Raw genomic sequence first — 16,080 nt, 5'->3', positions numbered from 1 at the left:
CGCCGGGGCGACCGACGTGCGCATCTCCCCCGCCGCCTTCCGTACCGACGACGACCGGCTGCACACCTGGCGGCTCCCGAGGCTTCGGTCCGTCTGGTGACCGTGATCGTAGGGATCGTCGTCGGGCTGACGTTCCTGTTCGGCCTCGGCAACGTCGCCGCCCTCGGCATCCACCTCGGAGTCCCGACCTACGTCGCGGTCCTTGTGGCACCCGCCGTCGTCGGCCTCCTGCTCGGCGCACGCCACCTCACCCTGCACCGCGGACCGGCGGAGGTAGTCCGATCGGCTCAGCGTCTGCTCATCTTCGCCAGCACCGTCTCAGGGCCAGTAGGACAGCGGCGCGACGTCCGCGTTGGTCGACGGGAAGCTGTTGTGCCAGACCCCGCTGGGGCCGAAGGAGTTGTAGAAGCTGGTGCCGTATACCCAGTACTGCGATTGAGAGACCCGCGCGACGAGGTAGGGATACGTCGACACCCAGCCGATGATGTCGTTGCGACCATCGCCGTCGAAGTCGCCAACACCGGGTAGCTCGCTATCGGGGGAGAACCAGTCGTGCCGCCCCAGACCGCGAGCCGTTCGGCAACATCGGTGCTTCCACGTGGTGGGCCCGGGTGGCGGCGACGTCGCGGGGGCACCGCAGCAGGATGGTCACCCCGCGGACGGGGTGGTCGGCGTGGAGTGTTTGGCCGGGGATGCACGACCGGCCCCCGACCGGCCTGCCGCGCATCCCCGGCCGGCATTCGCTCGCCGGCCCGTGGCCGGCCCGAAATCTCCCGCAGGCCGCACCGGCATATTGGTTTACCCGCTGGTTACGCGCACCCTAGGCTGCCGAAATGACGGATACCCGTTCGATACCCATCCCGCGTTCCCGCCCAGCGGCCGCCGGCGGCGACGCCGCATTCCCCCTCCGCCGCATTGTGGTGACCCGACCGGTCGGGCACGGCGAAGCGGCCCGCGCCCTTCGCCCCGAAGACCGTCCGACCCCGGAGTTTCCCCTCTTATGCGCCGCTGTTCCCGCCTAGCCCCCGCGCTGGCCCTGCTCGCCGTCGCGACATTGACCGGCTGCGCGTCCCAGGGAACCGAAGCGACCGCATGTGACAGCCCCGGGGTCACCCCGAACGAGGTCAGGATCGGTCTCCTTTATCCTGATTCAGGGGTTCTCGCGCCCACTTTCAGCTCCTCCCGGGCCGGCATCGACGCCCGGCTCGGCCTGGCCAACGAGCACGGCGGTGTCCACGGCCGGAAGATCGTCTACGACTGGCAGGACGACCGCGGGACCGCCGAGGCGAACAGCCAGGGCGCTCGCACCCTGGTGGAACGGCAGAACGTCTTCGGCGTCATCGAGTCCTCCTTCTCCGCCAGCGGCAGCGCCCAGTACCTCGCCGACCGTGGCGTTCCCGTGACCGGGATCGCGACCGAGGACATCTGGTCGCGCTACCGGAACATGTTCTCGTTCTCCTATACCGACGGGAACGCGGTCGACACGTTCGGCACCTTCGTGCACGGCCGCGGGGGAAGACGCGTCCTGCTGGTTCAGGCCGCGTTGTCCTCCAGCGTCTCGGAACTCACCTCGAAATACGACCAGAGCATCCGGGCCGCCGGGCTCGACCCGGCCGGCATCCTGAGCTACTCGTCGCAGGCCGACAATCCCGAGGAAACCGCGCGGCGGATCGTCGAGTCGGGCGCCGACACGGTCATCTTCCTCATCCAGCCGCCCGACTATCTCCAGGTGCTGCGCGCCCTGCGCGGCGCCGGTCGGCTGCCGGGACTCGTCCTGGCGGTCACCGGTTATGACCGGCAGTTGCTGGAGACCTCGGGCGCGCAGATGGCCGGGCTCGTCATCCCCGTCTTCTACCGCCCGTTCGAACTCGGCGGCGCCGCCGTCGAGACCTACGAGAGGGCGGTGACCCGCTTCGCACCGCAGATCCCGCAGGCGCAACACGACTTCGCGCTGATGTCCTACGTCGACACCGACATGTTCATCCGCGGGCTGGAGGCGGCCGGCCCCTGCCCCACCCGGCAGGCGTTCATCGACGGGCTGCGGTCGGTGACGCATTACGACGCGGGCGGCCTGATCGCGCCGGTCAACTTCGCCACCGGGCTGGGCAGGACGACGAACTGCTACTCGTTCGTCCAGGTCAACCCGACGGGCACGGCCTTCGACGTGGTCGACCGGGACCGCTGCGGACGGGAGATCACCCAGTAGCCCCCCGTCGCCCCACCGCGAGCCCTCCCCGGCCACCCGACCGGGGAGGGCTCGCCGGCGCCGCCCCCCGCCAACGCCGCCCCCCGCCGCTCCCGGCACCGCGCGGCGCCGGCGTCGTCACCAGGTGACGGGCAGGTGCGCGGGGCCCATGACGAAGTTCGACCGGGTCCACGCCATCTCGCCGTCGGGGTGGATGTCGGGGAAGGCCCGCAGCAACGCGGTGATCATCGCGATCGCCTCCGCCCGGGCCACATGGGCGCCGAGGCAGAAGTGCTGGCCCAGGCCGCTGAAGGCGAGGTGCCGGTTGGGCGAGCGGGTGATGTCGAAGCGCTGCGGGTCGGTGAACTCCCCCGGGTCCCGGTTGCCGGCGCCGTAGTAGACGCACACCTTGTCCCCGGCGCTGATGCTCCGTCCGCCGATCTCGACGTCGCGCAGGGCGGTGCGGCGGTTGTAGACCACCGGCGTGACCCAGCGCAGCATCTCCTCGACGGCGGCGGGCATCCGGCCGTCCAGGTCCGCCATCAGAAGCTCGCGCTGGTCGGGATGGGTGAACAGGGCGTGCAGGCCGCCGCCGATCAGGTGCCGGGTGGTGTCGCCGGCGCCGACGATGAGCAGGGTCATGTTGGCCGAGAAGTTCTCCAGGCTCATCGGGGCCCCGTCGAGCTCGCAGGCCGCGAGCATCGAGCAGACGTCGTCGCCGGGGTTCGCCCGGCGGTCCTCCCACACCTGGATCGAGTACTGGATCAACGCCTCGGTCGCGCCCTGGCGTTCCTGCTCGGTGTAGGCGCCGCCGCCGAGGCCGATCTCGATGTAGTCGTAGAGGCGCACCGCGTCCTCGCGGGGGATGCGCAGCACGTCGGCCGTCACGTAGGCCGCGATCTTCCCGGCCACGTCCACGGCGAGATCGCACCCGCCGGCCGGGCGGATCTCCTCGACGATCGCCTCGGCGGCGTCGACGAAGCGGGTCATCCGGCGGCGCACCGCCGAGGGCATGAACCCGGGGACGACCGCGCGGCGGATCACCGTGTGCAGCGGGGGGTCGAGGTTCACCATCGACTTGTCCTCGGTCTCCATGAAGTCCTCGATCATGGAGACCGGCCAGTGGGAGAAGTTCTCGTCGTCGCGGTTGACGGCGCGGATGTCGTCCCAGCGGGTGACGGCCCAGAAGCCCGGCCCGTTCGGCTCGTCGTTCCAGTGCACGGGGTCGTGCTCGCGCAGCCACGCGTAGAGCCCGTGCGGATGGCCGTGCTCGAAGCTCGCCAGGGAGTACAGGTCGATCGAGCCGGTGTCCACGATCGTCATGTGGTCGTCGCTCCTGTGGTCGAGACGGCCGGCGCCGCGGCGGGCAGAGTGATCTCCTCGAGGATGGTGGCCGAGAGCGTCGTGATCGCGAGGCGGCCGTCGGCCTCGCGCATCGTCACGTGGTAGTCGCCGACGCCGTGGGCGGTGCCGTCGGCCCGGCCCAGCCAGTACTGGAAGTAGCTGCGGACGTCGACGGAGCCGTCGGGCTCGACGTCGACGACCAGGTTGGACACGAGGTGGCGGGCCCACTGCCGCTGGTCGAACAGCGAGGCGAGGATGCCGACCACGGTGTCGCGGCCGGCGAAGACCTGCTCGCTTCCCGGACCGCCCTCGACGGTCCCCCCGGCCACGATGAGGGCGGCGTCCGCGGCGAGGACCTCCCGCAGGGCGCCCGCGTCGCCCTGGTCGATCGCCCGGCAGTAGCGGTGCAGGACCGTGCCGGCGCGCCAGCCGATCTCGGCCAGCCCGCGGTCGTCCGGTAAGTCTGGCATGCAATTACTCCTTTTCGTCCGATCGGCGGCTTCGCCCGACCGGTGGTTTCGCCAGGTCAGCGGTTTCGCCAGGTCAGCGGTTTCGCCAGGTCAGCGGTCGATGACCATCCAGAGGTTCGCCACCGAGCTGCCGGCGTCGCAGACGACCGCCTGCCCGTTGACGAGCGAGGCCTCGTCGGAGACCAGGAAGCGGTGGACCCGCGCCACCTCCGCCGGGTCCGCGGCCCGGTTCATCAGCGCCTGCGCCGCCGGCCCGCCGCCCGGCCCGGCCGGCGCCGGCGTCGCGTCCGCGTCGGCCTGGGCCTGGGCCATGAGCACCGGCAGCACGTCGGTGTTCGCCAGCAGGTTGGTGGCGACCCCGCCCGGACACGCGCAGTTGACCCGGATCCGATCGGTGACCAGCTCGAAGGCGAGGGCCCGCACGACGGCGACGATGCCGCCCTTGGACGCGCTGTACGCGGCCTGCCCGGCCACCCCCGTGAGCCCGGCGATCGACGCGGTCGCCGACATCGCCCCGCCGCCCGCGCGGCGCAGGGCCGGGATGGCGGCGACGAACGTGCGGATGGTGCCCGCCAGGTTGATGTCGAGGATCGCGGTCCACCGCTCCTCGTCGAGGTCCGCCAGCCGGCGCGCCACGGCCGCACCGCCGACGGTGCCCGCGTTCGCGATGACCGTGTCGAGGTGGCCGTAGGTGGACTCGGCGGCGGCGACGGCCGCCCGCACCTCGTCGAGGCGGCGCACGTCCACCCGGTGGAAGACGGCCTCACCGCCGGCGGCGACGATCTCCTTCGCCACCGCCTCCCCCTGCTGGTCGATGTCGGCGACGACGACCCTGGCGCCGTCGCCGGCGAGCACCCGCGCGGTCGCGGCGCCGATGCCCGACGCCGCCCCGGTGACGAGTGCCACCCTGCCCCGCAGACTCATGACGATCTCCGATCCTGGATCTTCCGACGGGCGCGAGCAACAGATGTGATGCAATAGTTGCTCAGAGTGCCTTTGCCGCAGCCGCAAGGCCTTCGACGAGCTCCCCCGCCTCCGCCGCCGAGCGCAGGCGGTGGTTGTGGCCGGCGACGACCATGGTCGCCCCGGCCTCGAGGTAGGGTCCCGCGGCGGCGACGGTGCGCGCCGCGTCGACCCCGCCGCCGGCGTCGGGCACGGGTGGCAGCGGCACCCGCACGACGAGCGTCGCCGGGTCGCGGCCGGCGTCGGCGTACGCCGAGCGCAGCGCGGCCACCCCGGCACGCACCTGCTCGGGGGTGACGCCCACCGGCGTCCACCCGTCGCCGAGGCGGGCGATGCGCCGCACGTTCGCCGCCGTCGCGGCCACGCCATAGAAGAGCGGGATGCGGCGCTGCACGGGCACGGGCCGGGCGGTCAGGCCCTCAAGCCGGCCGGCGCCAAGGCCGTCGGCGCCAGCGCGGGCGGCGTCGAGCGGCAGGGAGAACGGCTGGTCCCCCCAGGCGAGCCGGCAGGTCTCGATCACCTCGTCGAAGCGACGCCGGCGCTCGGCCCAGGCCAGCCCGACGCCGGCGTACTCCTCGGACTGCCAGCCGGTCCCGACGCCGAGCTCGACCCGCCCGTGGGAGAGCACGTCGAGCGTCGCGACCTCCTTGGCGAGCACGAGACCGGCCCGCAGCGGGGCGAGCAGCACCGCGGTCGACAGCCGGATCCGCTCGGTGACCGCGGCGACCGCGGCCAGCGTCAGCAGAGGATCGGGCCAGGCCGTGTCGGGCGGATGGCCCCAGGGCCCGTACGGGTAGCGCGAGGTGTCGGGCGCCATCACGAGATGCTCGCCGAAGCACAGCGAGTGCAGCCCGGCCGCGTCGGCGTGGCGGGCCAGCGCGAGGAAGGCGTCGACATCGCCGCCGGGGGCCAGATCGGGCCGGGCGAACAGGCAGAGGTCCACGGGGGCGTTCTCCCTCCAGCACCGGCTCGGCCGGTCCCCCGGCACCGTCGCCGCGAGGATTCGCAGACCGTAAGATCACCCCCAATTTTTGTCAACCCAGGAGTCGACTGAACAGCGCGGGCGACCCCGCCCGCATCACCCGCACCGCCCGCATCACCCGCACCGGCCGCACCGGCCGCACCGGCCGCGCCACCCCGCCGGCCCGCCGGCCCGCCACCCCACCGGCCCGCCACCCCACCGGCCGCGTCGTCCCACTGTCCGGTTAAGTCCGTCGCTTGACGCCCTAAAGCACGTGGCTTAAAAATCGGCGTCATGGCGTGGGACTTCGAGACGGACCGGGCGTTCGCCGAGCAGCTCGAGTGGGTCGACGCGTTCGTGCGCGAGGAGGTCGAGCCGCTGGATCATGTCCTGCGGGAGCCGTTCGACAAGACCGACGAGGTGGCGAACGCGATCGTGCGCCCGCTGCAACAGGCCGTGCGCGAGCGCGGCCTGTGGGCCGCCCACCTCGGCCCCGAGCTCGGCGGGTCCGGCTACGGGCAGGTGCACCTCGCGCTGCTCAACGAGATCCTCGGCCGCTCGCGCTGGGCGCCGTCGGTGTTCGGCTGCCAGGCACCGGACTCCGGCAACGCCGAGATCCTCGCCCACTTCGGCACACCCGAGCAGCGGGCCACGTACCTCCAGCCGCTGCTCGACGGCCGGATCTGCTCGTGCTACTCGATGACCGAGCCGCAGGCCGGCGCCGACCCGACACTGTTCCGCGCCTCCGCCCACCTCGACGGCGACGAGTGGGTCCTGCGCGGCGAGAAGTGGTTCTCCACCAACGCCCGCTACGCCAGCTTCTTCCTGGTCATGGCGATCACCGACCCGGACGCCGGCCCCTACGAGCGCGCCAGCATGTTCATCGTGCCGGCGGGCACACCCGGCCTGGAGATCATCCGTAACGTGGCGCTCGGCCATGAGGCGGCCGAGCTCGGCGCGCACGGGTACGTCCGCTACGACGACGTGCGCATCCCCGCCGATCACCTGCTCGGGCAGCGCGGCCGGGCGTTCGCCATCGCCCAGACCCGCCTCGGCGGCGGCCGTATCCACCACGCCATGCGCACCATCGCCATGGCACGCCGCGTGTTCGACGCGATGTGCGAACGGGCGCTGTCGCGCCAGGTGCGCTCCGGCCCGCTGGCCTCGCTCGGGGTGGTACAGGAGCAGATCGCCGACAGCTGGATCGAGATCGAGCAGTTCCGCCTGCTGGTGCTGCGCACCGCCTGGCTGATCGACAAGCACAACGACTACCGCAGGGTCCGCCGCGACATCGCCGCGGTGAAGGTGGCGATGCCGAAGGTGCTGCACGACATCTCCCGGCGGGCGCTGCACCTGCACGGCGCGCTCGGCATCTCCAACGAGATGAACTTCGTCGAGATGCTGGTCGCCGCGGAGCTGCTCGGCCTCGCCGACGGCCCCACCGAGGTGCACCGGGTCACGATCGCCCGCGAGGTCCTCAAGGACCATCACGCGGTCGAGACGCTGTTCCCGAGCGATCACCTGCCCACTCTGCGGGAGGCCGCCACCCGCCGGCTGGCGGGTCGGCTCGGCGGCGGCATCGCCCACACGCCGGCATGAGCACCACCGCGGGCGGCCCGGCGGGCGGGCCGACAGGCGACCCCGCAGGCGACCCGGCGGGCGCCGTGCCCGGGGTGGACCTCGGCCGGCTGGCCGCGTGGATGGACGGGCAGGGCCTGCCGGCGGGGCCGATCACCGCCGTCGAGCGGCTCGCCGGCGGCACCCAGAACGTGCTCGTGCGCTTCGACCGGGGCGGGCGGCGGTTCGTGCTGCGCCGCCCGCCCGTGCACAAGCGGCCCGACAGCGACCGGACGATGCGCCGGGAGGCCCGGGTCCTCGCGGCCCTGGCGTCGACCGCCGTGCCGCACCCCCGCCTGATCGCCGTCTGCCCCGACGAGGCCGTCCTGGGCGCGGCGTTCTACCTGATGGAACCGGTCGACGGCGCCAACCCGACGGTCGAGCTGCCCGCCGGCTACCGGACCTCGGCCGGCTGGCGGCACCGGCTTGGCCTGGCGATGGCCGAGGGGGCTGCCGCGATCGCCGCCGTCGACCACGCCGCCGCCGGCCTCGCCGACCTGGGCAAGCCTGCCGGCTACCTGGAGCGGCAGGTCAGCCGCTGGCGCGGTCAGCTCGAGGGCTACCGGACGCTGGCGGGCTACCCGGGGCCCGAGGCGCCGGAGCTGGACGCCATCGGCTCCTGGCTGGACGCGCACCGGCCCGACGACTTCCGCCCCGGGCTGGTGCACGGCGACTACCATCTCGCCAACGTGCTCGTGACGGCGGACCGCCCGGCGCTCGCCGCGATCATCGACTGGGAGCTGGCGACCATCGGCGATCCCCTGCTCGACCTGGGCAGACTGCTCAGCACCTGGCCCGGTCCCGAGGGTTCCCCGCCCGGGGCGCCGGGCGTGCACCCCTGGGACGGGTTCCCCACGGCGCGCGAGCTCGTCGCCCGCTACGGCGAGATCACCGGCCGGGACCTGCGTTCCCTGCCCTGGTACGAGGTCCTGGCAGGCTACAAGATCGGGATCATTCTGGAGGGGACCTACGCCCGCGCCTGCGCCGGCCAGGCCGACCTCGCCGTCGGCCGGGCGCTGCGCGCGACCGCCCGACGGCTGTTCGCCCGGGCGAGCGCCCGGATCGCGGCGCCATGAGCGGCGAGGACACCCGCCGTGACCTGCTGGTGGCCGCCGAGCGGCTGTTCGCGGCGGGCGGCATCGACGGCCCCAGCATGCGCGAGATCAGCAAGGCCGCCGGGCAGCTCAACACGAGCGCGCTGCAATACCACTTCGGCGGCCGGCAGTCGGTCCTCGCCGCGATCATCGACCGGCATCACCGGGACATCGAAACCCACCGGCTCGGCCTTCTCGACACCCTGGAGTTCGCCGGCGAGCCGGAGCTGCGCGGGCTGGCCGCCGCGCTCGTGCTCCCGCAGGCGGCCCGGCTCGATCATCCCGACGGCGGACCCGAGTACCTGCAGATCATCGCCGAGGTGACGGCCCGCCCCGAGCGCTTCGCCGGCTGCTTCGCGGCGGCGTCCGCCGCGCCCAGCATGGTCCGCTGGCGCGGCCTGGTCACGCCGTTCCTGCCGCCCGCCGCGGTCGGACCGCCGCTGCACCGCCGGTTCGCGGCGATCCGGTTCCTCAACGGGGAGCTGGCGAACCGCGCCCGGGAGCATCACCGCCCGGACCACCGCCTGTTCGCCAGTCACCTCGTCGATCTGGTGACGGCGATCCTCACCGCCCCGGTCTCGGCGCAGACGAACCGGCACATCCGCTCCAGCCCGCCGAGCCCCGCCGACCGGTAGGGTCGGAATTCGGCACGATGCCGGATGAGGGTCGAACGTGCAGCTCATCGGGTCGAGCCCGACGGGTCGAGGAATCGGGTCGACCCGGGGTCGGTAGCGCCCGCGGCCGTGCCGCGCGGCCTTCAGGGGGAGCGAGACACCGCGGGCGATGCTTCGGTACATGCTGCCGGTGACGCACCGGCCTGATCGCGACGGCGTGGTGAGCCAGCACCGTCACGTCCCTTTCTTCCTGGCCCTGGAGATCGCCGCGCAGGCCTGGGCACGGGCGCTGGCGACGACCTGCGAGGGGCTGCTCGCTCCCGCCGACCTCGCCGTCGTCGACGTGACCAGCACCTACCGTCGGGAGCTGTTCACCGGCGACGTCCTGTTCGGCGTGACCCTGTCGAGGTTCGGCTCCAGCTCGCTGACCTTCGCCCTGGAACTCACCCAGCACGATCACCCGGCGGCGAGCCTGACCGCGACCCTGGTCAAGGTCGACGCCGACCGGCTGCACTCGATGCCCTTCACCCCCGAGCAGCGCGCCGGCCTGGAGCGGCTCCTGCTCGCCTGAGGACCACGCGGGCGCCGTCCCGCCCGTCCCCCCAGGAGCGGGGCGCGCCCTACCAGGGGAGGTCGGCGAGGAGCGCCTCGACGCGGGCCCGCACCCCCGCGGCCGTCTCGGGGTTGGTGAGGATGTGGACCCGGTCCGCCTCGATGCCCGCCAACGCGATTCGGGCGACGTCCGCCGGCAGCAGGATCGAGCCGCCGCGCTGCGCCGCCCGGTCTTCGAGGGTGTCGCGCGGGTCTGGCGTCTGAGCCCCCGCCGGCTGGTTCGCCCGCGACGTCTCGCTCAGCGCCGTCGCCACCGGCCCCGGGCACAGCACGCTTGCGCCGAGGGTGGGGGCGACGGCCCGAAGCTCCAGGTTGAGGCTCTCGGTCAGCCCGACGACGGCGTGCTTGACGGCGTTGTACGGCGTCAGCGTCGGCAGCGCCATGAGGCCGCCGACGGAGGCGGTGTTGAGGACGTGGCCGCCGCCCTGGCGGATCAGGTGCGGTACGAAGTGGTGCACGCCGTGGACGACCCCGAGCAGCGCCACGTCGATCAGCCAGCGCCAGCTGCCCAGGCTCTGCTCCCACATCGGCGCCGGACGGCTCACGACGCCGGCGTTGTTGCACACCAGATCCACCCGGCCGAACCGGTCGATCGTGGTCTCGGCGAGGGCATGCACCTGGTCGGCGTCGCTGACGTCGGCCGGGACCGCGAGGGTCGTGGCCCCGGCCGCGGCGAGCGTGGCGGCGGCCCGCTCGACCGCGTCGGTCTGCACGTCGGACAGGACGACGCGCACGCCCCGGGCCGCGAGCGCCTCGGCCAGCCCGTACCCGATGCCGCTGGCCGCCCCCGTCACCACCGCGACCTGCCCCTGCTCGATCCTCATGACCGCATCCTGCCGGGAAACGGACTCTGACGTCGACATCCGCGCGAGCCCGACACTGCGGGCCTTCCCGGCCGCGGCACGGGCGCGCGGCTCCGGCTGGCGGTGGTCACGGGCGTGCTCGCGGTGGTGACCTTCAGCGTGGGCCTCGCCACCCGGCTGACGTCCGGACCCGGCGGGCCTACCCCCAGCCGCGCCGTACAGGCGTAGGTGTTCCGGCCGGGTCTCCGGCCGCTCGGCACCGGCCGCCAAGGCACCCGCCGCCAAGGCACCCGCCGCCCCGGAGAACTCCCTCGATGGGGGCCGTGGGCAGGCTGCCGCGCTGCACTCTGTTCATCACGGCCGTCACCGGTCGGTCGTCCACGGTGGACGCCACACCTGATCGATGATTGATTCACGGTGTCTCGGCATGGCGGACAGCTGGTGGTTCGGGACGAAGGTGTCAGGCGTCGCCGCACCTGGTCTTGCGCCATCCGATCTGGCCCTATCGAGCTGTTAGCCGAGGCGAACGGCGCGTCGGTCGGCCATGTCGCTCGGAAGAGGCCAGATCGAATGGCGGTCGTCGGTCTCGAGAATGAGAACGTGGGTGGCGGGACCGCCAACTCACGCCACTGCGGGAGACCACTTCAAACGTCGCCTGACAGGGTTCGTCGGGGCGAGGTCGGATCGATGTCCGGTCACGCCGCGACGGGCGCCCAGCACAGCTCGGGCTGGACGGCGCGCTACGCCGGGTGACTCGCCAACACCCGCGCCACGGCGGTGTCGACGTCGGCGGTTTCCATCTGCCGCCCAGTCGCGCTCCACCACACGGGCAGCCGACCGGTCTTGATCCAGTCCAGGTGGAACCGCGGACGGGGTGCGAGCCGGGCAGGTGTTCCCGGGCGCCAGAACCGCCCTGTTTCCAACCGACTCAGGCAGTGGCGAGCGCTCGCGACCCGGTACACCAAACACGGCCACTACTACCACAACGAGGTCGCCATCGCCTCGATCACGAGGCGGCTCGTCGAAGATCCACGAGAAACCGCCTACTCATCGGCCCACCGCTGCAACAGACGACGCATGCTGGTCCGCAGGAAGAAGTCCCGGAAGGCCTGCGGGCTGTCGGTCTCCCGCGGCTCGACCAGATATTTCTGCAGCCCGTCCTCCAGTTCCCGGACGACCTGCTGGCCGGCCATGTGCCGCATGACGGAAATCAGCTCACCCTCATACTGGATCACTCGAACGACTGTGTCGTCCTTCAGGAAGACGGCAGTGGACAGCAGCTTGCCCACCTCACTCCCCGCCTCGTCGAGAATGACAGCGGAATCCGGTCGCTTGGAATTCTCGAACAAGTCGGCCAGCTCCTCGTCGAAGCCGGGCTTCACCTTCCAGATGACTGCGGAGAACTGACGCACTGCAATCTCCCATATCCATTGGGACCAGCATGTCGATCCGTTGACCAACAGCATTGATACTTACATGACGGCCAGGCGAGGTTCGGTGGATTCCGAACATCGCGGTGGCAACTAGCTGCCACCGCGGACGAGACGTCGGGCGGCTACCGAGCCTTCGCCAACCTGGTTGGCCGCAGGCCGGACCGGCGACGTGGAGTGGCGGGCTGGACGCGGGAAGTAGTGAATCTCCCGGTAGGCGGATGGCCGTCCAAGATCGCCCTGTCCGCCCGGGGCATCGTGTGCTTGGCTACTCGGCCGGGGTCGATCTGCCCACCTCGAAAGCGAGGGCCGGATCGAGCAGCCGTTGGGCGTCGACGGGGCGGATCCGTAGCCGGGCGCGGATCAGCCCGGCGGTACTCGTCGCGCCTTCTCGCAGCGCACTGCCACAGCCGCGCATCTTTCGCACCGGACCGAGCCGAACTGCGGCGAGACGCCCGGGGCTCGAGAAGTCACGTCGCACACGGTCGGACATCCGGCGGTAACCGGGCCGCCATCTCGCCGACCCCCTAATCGTTGGATTCTCCAACCCGCCCCGGCTAGGCTGACCCCGACCAGGTCAGTTGTGATTTCAAACTTACGGTGTGAGGGATCAGCGAGCATGGACGACAGACCCGAAGCGGCGCTCCGATCCGGGCAACCACCGACGATCTCCCTCGTCGGGGACCTCCCATCCGCCCGGGGCGGGACGCCGACCTCAGGCGCTCCGCCGAGCACGAGCACGAGCACGGCAGCGGACCCGCACCCGCCGGCTCCGGGTGTCGCCGCGTCAGGCGCCGCGCAGGGGGGCGCGCCGGCTGCGCGCTTCGGGCGGGTGTTCGCGGTGGTGGCGGCCGGGGTCGCCATGTCGAACCTCGACCTGTTCATCGTCAACGTCGCCCTGCCGGACATGGGGCGGCACTTCGGTGGGTCGTCGTTGTCGTCGCTGTCGTGGGTGCTGAACGGCTACGCCGTCGTCTTCGCCGCGCTGCTCGTGCCGGCCGGGAACTTCGCCGACCGGACCAGCCCGCGCCGCGCCTACCTCTGGGGCACAGGGATCTTCGCGTTCGCCTCCGCGCTGTGCGCCGTCGCCCCCGGAGTGTGGTTCCTCGTCGCCGCCCGGGTGCTGCAGGCGGCGGGCGCCGCCGTGATGACCCCCTCCTCTCTCGGCCTGCTGCTCGCGGCGGCACCGCCCGAGCGGCGCGGGGCGGCGGTGCGGGCCTGGACGGCGGTGAGCGGGCTGGCGGCCGCGCTCGGACCTGTCGCGGGCGGGCTGCTGACCGAGCTCGACTGGCGGTGGGTGTTCCTGGTCAACCTGCCGATCGGGCTCGCCGTGCTCGTCGCCGGACCGCGGCTGCTGCCCCACCCGCCGCGGCGCCCCAACGCGGGGCGGACCGATCTGGTGAGCGCCGTCCTGCTGACGGGCGGGATCGCGGCGCTGGCGCTGGGGCTGGTGCGCGGACCGGACTGGGGCTGGGGCTCGGCGCGGGTCGTCGGGTCGCTGCTGGCCACCGCTCTGCTGCTGGCCGGGTTCTTCTACCGCTCGGCGCGGCATCCCGCACCGGTCCTGCCGTTGCCGCTGCTGCGCGTGCGGACCTTCAGCGCCGCGACGGTGGCAGCCGTCGTGTTCAGCGTCGCGTTCGCGGCGATGCTGCTGTCGGGGATTCTGTGGTGCCAGGATGTCTGGCACTGGTCGGCGCTGCGGACCGGGCTCGCCATCGCCCCCGGGCCGCTGATGGTCCCGGGGCTGGCCATCGCCGCCGGGCCGCTGGTGGCCCGCCTCGGGGCGGGGACGGTGGCCGCCGCCGGTTGCCTCGTGTTCGGGGCCGGGATCACCTGGTGGATCCTGCGGCTGGAGCCGCATCCGGACTACGCCGGCGGCATGCTGCCCGGGATGCTGCTCACCGGCGTCGGCGTCGGGCTGATCCTGCCGACGCTGATCAGCGCGGCCGTCACCGCGCTGCCCGCGGCGAGCTTCTCCACCGGCTCCGCGGTGGTGACCATGGCCCGCCAGATCGGCACCGTGATCGGGATCGCCCTGCTCGTCGCGGCGCTCGGCGGGGCGACGCCCGGCGACCTCGGCTCGCTCACCGACGCCTACGACCTGGGCTGGATCATCACCGACGCGGCGGTCGTCCTCGCCGCGCTGGCATGCCTGACGATCCCGCGCCCCCGGCCGACCCGGGCGCAGCCGGGCGAGTCCCCGCAGGCACCGGCCTCCCCGCAGGCACCGGCCTCCCCGCAGGCACCGGCGTCAGCGCCGTAGGAGGAACCACACGGTCTTGCCGTCGCCGGGGACCCGGGCCGCGCCCCAGTCCTCGGCGAGGGCCTCGACGAGGTGCAGGCCGCGGCCGCCGAGCGACTCGGCGTCGACGTGCCGCACCCGCGGCGGGTGGTGATCCGGGTCGCGGACACCCACCCAGACGAGGCGTTCGGTGGTCCGGATCTCCAGCACCGGCTCACCGTGGCCGTGCAGCACGGCGTTGGTGACCAGTTCGGTGGCGAGCAGCAGGACGGTCTCGGTCACCTCGGCCGGGACACCGCTGCCGGTCAGGTCCGCCGTCAGCCGTCGGCGGGCCTGGCGGGGAGCGTCCGGACCTGGCGGGAGGACGAACCGGTCGAGGAAGTTCCCGACTGGAGGCTCCGACCCGACCGACATGGCAACGACATATCCGGGCGTATCAACAGGTAAACCGCCGCACGGCCGGTCATCCCGTCACCTGCGCGAGGACGGCGTCCCAGTCGGCCAGGAAACGCCCGAGCCCGTGGCGGGCCAGCGCCGCCTGGCGGGCCCTCTTCCCGTATGCGTGCGCCAGCTCCGGGTCGGCGACGAACCGGCGGGCGGCGTCGACGAGCACCGCCGGGTCGGTGGACAGCACGCCCGCCTCGGCCGGCACCGCCTCGGTCGCCTCCGTCGCCGCCAACGCCACGACCGGCATGCCCAGATGCATCGCCTCCAGCAGGGACAGCCCGAGCGAGGTCCAGCGCGGCAGGTGGACGTACACCCGCCGGCGGGCGAGGGCGTCGTGCAGGTCGGCCTGGGCGACGTCCTCGAATACCGCCAGACGCTCGGGCGGCAGGCCGGTGTGCGCCGGCAGGGCGCTCACCCCGATCCCGAACGCGTCGACCGGGGCGGCGCGGGTGAACTCGGCCAGCAGGTCGGTGCCGGTGACCCGGCCGCGGCGCACCGGCTCGTTCCCCGCCACCGCGATGCGGGCCAGCTCGCCGGTGTAACGGTGGCCGGGATCGACGATGCCATGCCCGACGACCCGGGTCGGGGTGGCACCGGCGTCCCAGAACAGCCGGTTGAAATGGGTGACGTGGACGAGCAGCAGCTCCGGCCGGTCGGCGGCGGGATGGCGGGTCAGCGGCACGTCCCCCTTCGGGGTGTTGTGCTCGACGTACACCGCCGGGATGTCCCGCCCCGGCCGCCGGCCCAGCCAGCGGTGGGCCAGCTCCAGCTCGTGCGGGCGTTGCAGGACGACGACGTCGATGCCGGCGTCGCGCAGCTCTTGCGGGCCGAGTTCGGTGACGGTGCCCGGCCACGGGTAGGTGCGGGCCAGGCCCAGGCCATCGGGCCCGCGGTCGGGTAGCACCGGAACGACGTAGGAGTGCCCGCCCTGGACGAACGACGTCGTCCACGAGCCGTGCACGTGCCAGAGCAGGATTCTCATCCGGTCCCCGTCCCCTCATGGTCGTCGTCCCCGCATGGTCGTCGTCCCCGCATGGTCGTCGTCCCCGCATGGTCGTCGTCCCCGCATGGTCGTCGTCCCCGCATGGTCGTCGTCCCCGCATGGTCGTCGACGGTCCGGCCGGTCGTCGGTTTCGATGATCTCGGCGTAAGCGTCGGCGTCGCGCTCGATCACGCTCGTCGGACGCAATCAGCTCGTGCGGGGGGGCCATCGCCCGCACCTGCGGCGCGTCGGCGGCGGGCGCGCCGGGGCTCTGGTCGGACACGACGACGCGGAACCCGTCGGCGGTCTGGTTCGC

The 16,080-nt window shown here is 72.8% G+C and carries 16 protein-coding genes and 1 pseudogene; 7 read left to right on the top strand and 10 right to left on the bottom strand.

Translation table 11 applies throughout. The annotated features are described in order from the left end of the window. Positions 1 to 66: 66 nt before the first annotated feature. Positions 67 to 321 (top strand): annotated as a pseudogene (locus FRAQA3DRAFT_RS36695) (hypothetical protein); the annotation flags it as partial. Here the strand turns inward: FRAQA3DRAFT_RS36695 and FRAQA3DRAFT_RS34575 are convergent. Beyond that, positions 319 to 474, bottom strand: a complete 156-nt coding sequence (locus tag FRAQA3DRAFT_RS34575; RefSeq protein ID WP_009737919.1) for a hypothetical protein — start codon at positions 472 to 474, stop codon at positions 319 to 321. The pseudogene FRAQA3DRAFT_RS36695 and the gene FRAQA3DRAFT_RS34575 sit on opposite strands and share 3 nt — an antisense overlap. Before the next feature lie 526 nt (positions 475 to 1,000). Between FRAQA3DRAFT_RS34575 and FRAQA3DRAFT_RS04705 the strand changes: the two genes are divergently transcribed. After that, positions 1,001 to 2,206, top strand: a complete 1,206-nt coding sequence (locus FRAQA3DRAFT_RS04705; RefSeq protein ID WP_009737918.1) for an ABC transporter substrate-binding protein — start codon at positions 1,001 to 1,003, stop codon at positions 2,204 to 2,206. A 117-nt stretch (positions 2,207 to 2,323) separates the two neighbouring features. Here FRAQA3DRAFT_RS04705 and FRAQA3DRAFT_RS04700 read toward each other — a convergent pair whose 3' ends face one another. From FRAQA3DRAFT_RS04700 to FRAQA3DRAFT_RS04685, 4 genes are all read right to left on the bottom strand, one after another. Further along, positions 2,324 to 3,508 (bottom strand): cytochrome P450, encoded by a 1,185-nt coding sequence (locus FRAQA3DRAFT_RS04700; protein WP_009737917.1) that lies wholly within the window; start codon positions 3,506 to 3,508, stop codon positions 2,324 to 2,326. Beyond that, complete coding sequence (locus FRAQA3DRAFT_RS04695; RefSeq protein ID WP_009737916.1) at positions 3,505 to 3,999, bottom strand: nuclear transport factor 2 family protein; 495 nt, start codon at positions 3,997 to 3,999, stop codon at positions 3,505 to 3,507. Before FRAQA3DRAFT_RS04695 ends, FRAQA3DRAFT_RS04700 begins: the two co-directional genes overlap by 4 nt. Before the next feature lie 90 nt (positions 4,000 to 4,089). Then, positions 4,090 to 4,923, bottom strand: coding sequence for an SDR family NAD(P)-dependent oxidoreductase (locus FRAQA3DRAFT_RS04690; protein WP_009737915.1), 834 nt, complete (start codon positions 4,921 to 4,923; stop codon positions 4,090 to 4,092). Between the two features lie 61 nt (positions 4,924 to 4,984). Next, the gene (locus tag FRAQA3DRAFT_RS04685; RefSeq protein ID WP_009737914.1) at positions 4,985 to 5,905 is read right to left on the bottom strand and encodes a TIGR03619 family F420-dependent LLM class oxidoreductase; all 921 of its coding nucleotides are present in this window, start codon (positions 5,903 to 5,905) and stop codon (positions 4,985 to 4,987) included. A 312-nt stretch (positions 5,906 to 6,217) separates the two neighbouring features. On the opposite strand from FRAQA3DRAFT_RS04685, the gene FRAQA3DRAFT_RS04680 reads away from it, so the two are divergent. The 4 genes from FRAQA3DRAFT_RS04680 (at position 6,218) to FRAQA3DRAFT_RS04665 (ending at position 9,819) form a co-directional block, all read left to right on the top strand. After that, on the top strand, positions 6,218 to 7,522 hold the full coding sequence (locus FRAQA3DRAFT_RS04680; RefSeq protein WP_009737913.1) for an acyl-CoA dehydrogenase family protein: 1,305 nt from the start codon (positions 6,218 to 6,220) through the stop codon (positions 7,520 to 7,522). Beyond that, positions 7,519 to 8,616, top strand: a complete 1,098-nt coding sequence (locus FRAQA3DRAFT_RS04675) for a phosphotransferase family protein (protein ID WP_009737912.1) — start codon at positions 7,519 to 7,521, stop codon at positions 8,614 to 8,616. Before FRAQA3DRAFT_RS04680 ends, FRAQA3DRAFT_RS04675 begins: the two co-directional genes overlap by 4 nt. Beyond that, a complete protein-coding gene (locus FRAQA3DRAFT_RS04670) occupies positions 8,613 to 9,269 on the top strand; it encodes a TetR/AcrR family transcriptional regulator (protein ID WP_009737911.1) in 657 nt (218 codons plus the stop codon). Before FRAQA3DRAFT_RS04675 ends, FRAQA3DRAFT_RS04670 begins: the two co-directional genes overlap by 4 nt. A 148-nt stretch (positions 9,270 to 9,417) precedes the next feature. Then, positions 9,418 to 9,819 carry a thioesterase family protein gene (locus FRAQA3DRAFT_RS04665; protein WP_009737910.1) on the top strand — a complete coding sequence of 134 codons (402 nt, stop codon included), beginning with the start codon at positions 9,418 to 9,420 and terminating at the stop codon, positions 9,817 to 9,819. Between the two features lie 49 nt (positions 9,820 to 9,868). On the opposite strand, the gene FRAQA3DRAFT_RS04660 is transcribed toward FRAQA3DRAFT_RS04665, so the two are convergent. The 3 genes from FRAQA3DRAFT_RS04660 to FRAQA3DRAFT_RS04650 form a co-directional block, all read right to left on the bottom strand. Beyond that, positions 9,869 to 10,684, bottom strand: coding sequence for an SDR family NAD(P)-dependent oxidoreductase (locus FRAQA3DRAFT_RS04660; RefSeq protein WP_009737909.1), 816 nt, complete (start codon positions 10,682 to 10,684; stop codon positions 9,869 to 9,871). A gap of 1,022 nt (positions 10,685 to 11,706) precedes the next feature. Further along, entirely contained in the window at positions 11,707 to 12,075 is a 369-nt protein-coding gene (locus FRAQA3DRAFT_RS04655) for a SchA/CurD-like domain-containing protein (RefSeq protein WP_009737908.1), read from the bottom strand. A gap of 286 nt (positions 12,076 to 12,361) precedes the next feature. Next, entirely contained in the window at positions 12,362 to 12,511 is a 150-nt protein-coding gene (locus FRAQA3DRAFT_RS04650; protein WP_232291918.1) for a DUF222 domain-containing protein, read from the bottom strand. Positions 12,512 to 12,712: 201 nt separating this feature from the next. Between FRAQA3DRAFT_RS04650 and FRAQA3DRAFT_RS04645 the strand changes: the two genes are divergently transcribed. Beyond that, positions 12,713 to 14,356: an MFS transporter gene (locus FRAQA3DRAFT_RS04645; protein WP_009737907.1), complete on the top strand. Its 1,644-nt coding sequence runs from the start codon at positions 12,713 to 12,715 to the stop codon at positions 14,354 to 14,356. Here FRAQA3DRAFT_RS04645 and FRAQA3DRAFT_RS04640 read toward each other — a convergent pair. Both FRAQA3DRAFT_RS04640 and FRAQA3DRAFT_RS04635 read right to left on the bottom strand, forming a co-directional pair. After that, positions 14,345 to 14,749, bottom strand: coding sequence for an ATP-binding protein (locus FRAQA3DRAFT_RS04640; RefSeq protein WP_009737906.1), 405 nt, complete (start codon positions 14,747 to 14,749; stop codon positions 14,345 to 14,347). The genes FRAQA3DRAFT_RS04645 and FRAQA3DRAFT_RS04640 overlap by 12 nt on opposite strands. Before the next feature lie 49 nt (positions 14,750 to 14,798). After that, a complete protein-coding gene (locus tag FRAQA3DRAFT_RS04635) occupies positions 14,799 to 15,764 on the bottom strand; it encodes a glycosyltransferase (protein ID WP_009737905.1) in 966 nt (321 codons plus the stop codon). Positions 15,765 to 16,080: the final 316 nt, after the last annotated feature.

This window comes from Frankia sp. QA3 (assembly GCF_000262465.1).
GTDB lineage: Bacteria > Actinomycetota > Actinomycetes > Frankiales > Frankiaceae > Frankia.
The sequence above is the reverse complement of the archived record's forward strand: the minus strand, read 5'-3'. Positions and strand labels throughout refer to the sequence as shown.

Coding starts and splice junctions, on each gene's coding strand:
- FRAQA3DRAFT_RS04705 (WP_009737918.1), top strand. CDS start 1,001: ATGCGCCGCTGTTCCCGCCTAGCCCCCGCGCTGGCCCTGCTCGCCGTC.
- FRAQA3DRAFT_RS04700 (WP_009737917.1), bottom strand. CDS start 3,508: ATGACGATCGTGGACACCGGCTCGATCGACCTGTACTCCCTGGCGAGC.
- FRAQA3DRAFT_RS04695 (WP_009737916.1), bottom strand. CDS start 3,999: ATGCCAGACTTACCGGACGACCGCGGGCTGGCCGAGATCGGCTGGCGC.
- FRAQA3DRAFT_RS04690 (WP_009737915.1), bottom strand. CDS start 4,923: ATGAGTCTGCGGGGCAGGGTGGCACTCGTCACCGGGGCGGCGTCGGGC.
- FRAQA3DRAFT_RS04680 (WP_009737913.1), top strand. CDS start 6,218: ATGGCGTGGGACTTCGAGACGGACCGGGCGTTCGCCGAGCAGCTCGAG.
- FRAQA3DRAFT_RS04675 (WP_009737912.1), top strand. CDS start 7,519: ATGAGCACCACCGCGGGCGGCCCGGCGGGCGGGCCGACAGGCGACCCC.
- FRAQA3DRAFT_RS04670 (WP_009737911.1), top strand. CDS start 8,613: ATGAGCGGCGAGGACACCCGCCGTGACCTGCTGGTGGCCGCCGAGCGG.
- FRAQA3DRAFT_RS04665 (WP_009737910.1), top strand. CDS start 9,418: ATGCTTCGGTACATGCTGCCGGTGACGCACCGGCCTGATCGCGACGGC.
- FRAQA3DRAFT_RS04660 (WP_009737909.1), bottom strand. CDS start 10,684: ATGAGGATCGAGCAGGGGCAGGTCGCGGTGGTGACGGGGGCGGCCAGC.
- FRAQA3DRAFT_RS04650 (WP_232291918.1), bottom strand. CDS start 12,511: ATGCGCGGCTGTGGCAGTGCGCTGCGAGAAGGCGCGACGAGTACCGCC.
- FRAQA3DRAFT_RS04645 (WP_009737907.1), top strand. CDS start 12,713: ATGGACGACAGACCCGAAGCGGCGCTCCGATCCGGGCAACCACCGACG.
- FRAQA3DRAFT_RS04640 (WP_009737906.1), bottom strand. CDS start 14,749: ATGTCGGTCGGGTCGGAGCCTCCAGTCGGGAACTTCCTCGACCGGTTC.
- FRAQA3DRAFT_RS04635 (WP_009737905.1), bottom strand. CDS start 15,764: ATGAGAATCCTGCTCTGGCACGTGCACGGCTCGTGGACGACGTCGTTC.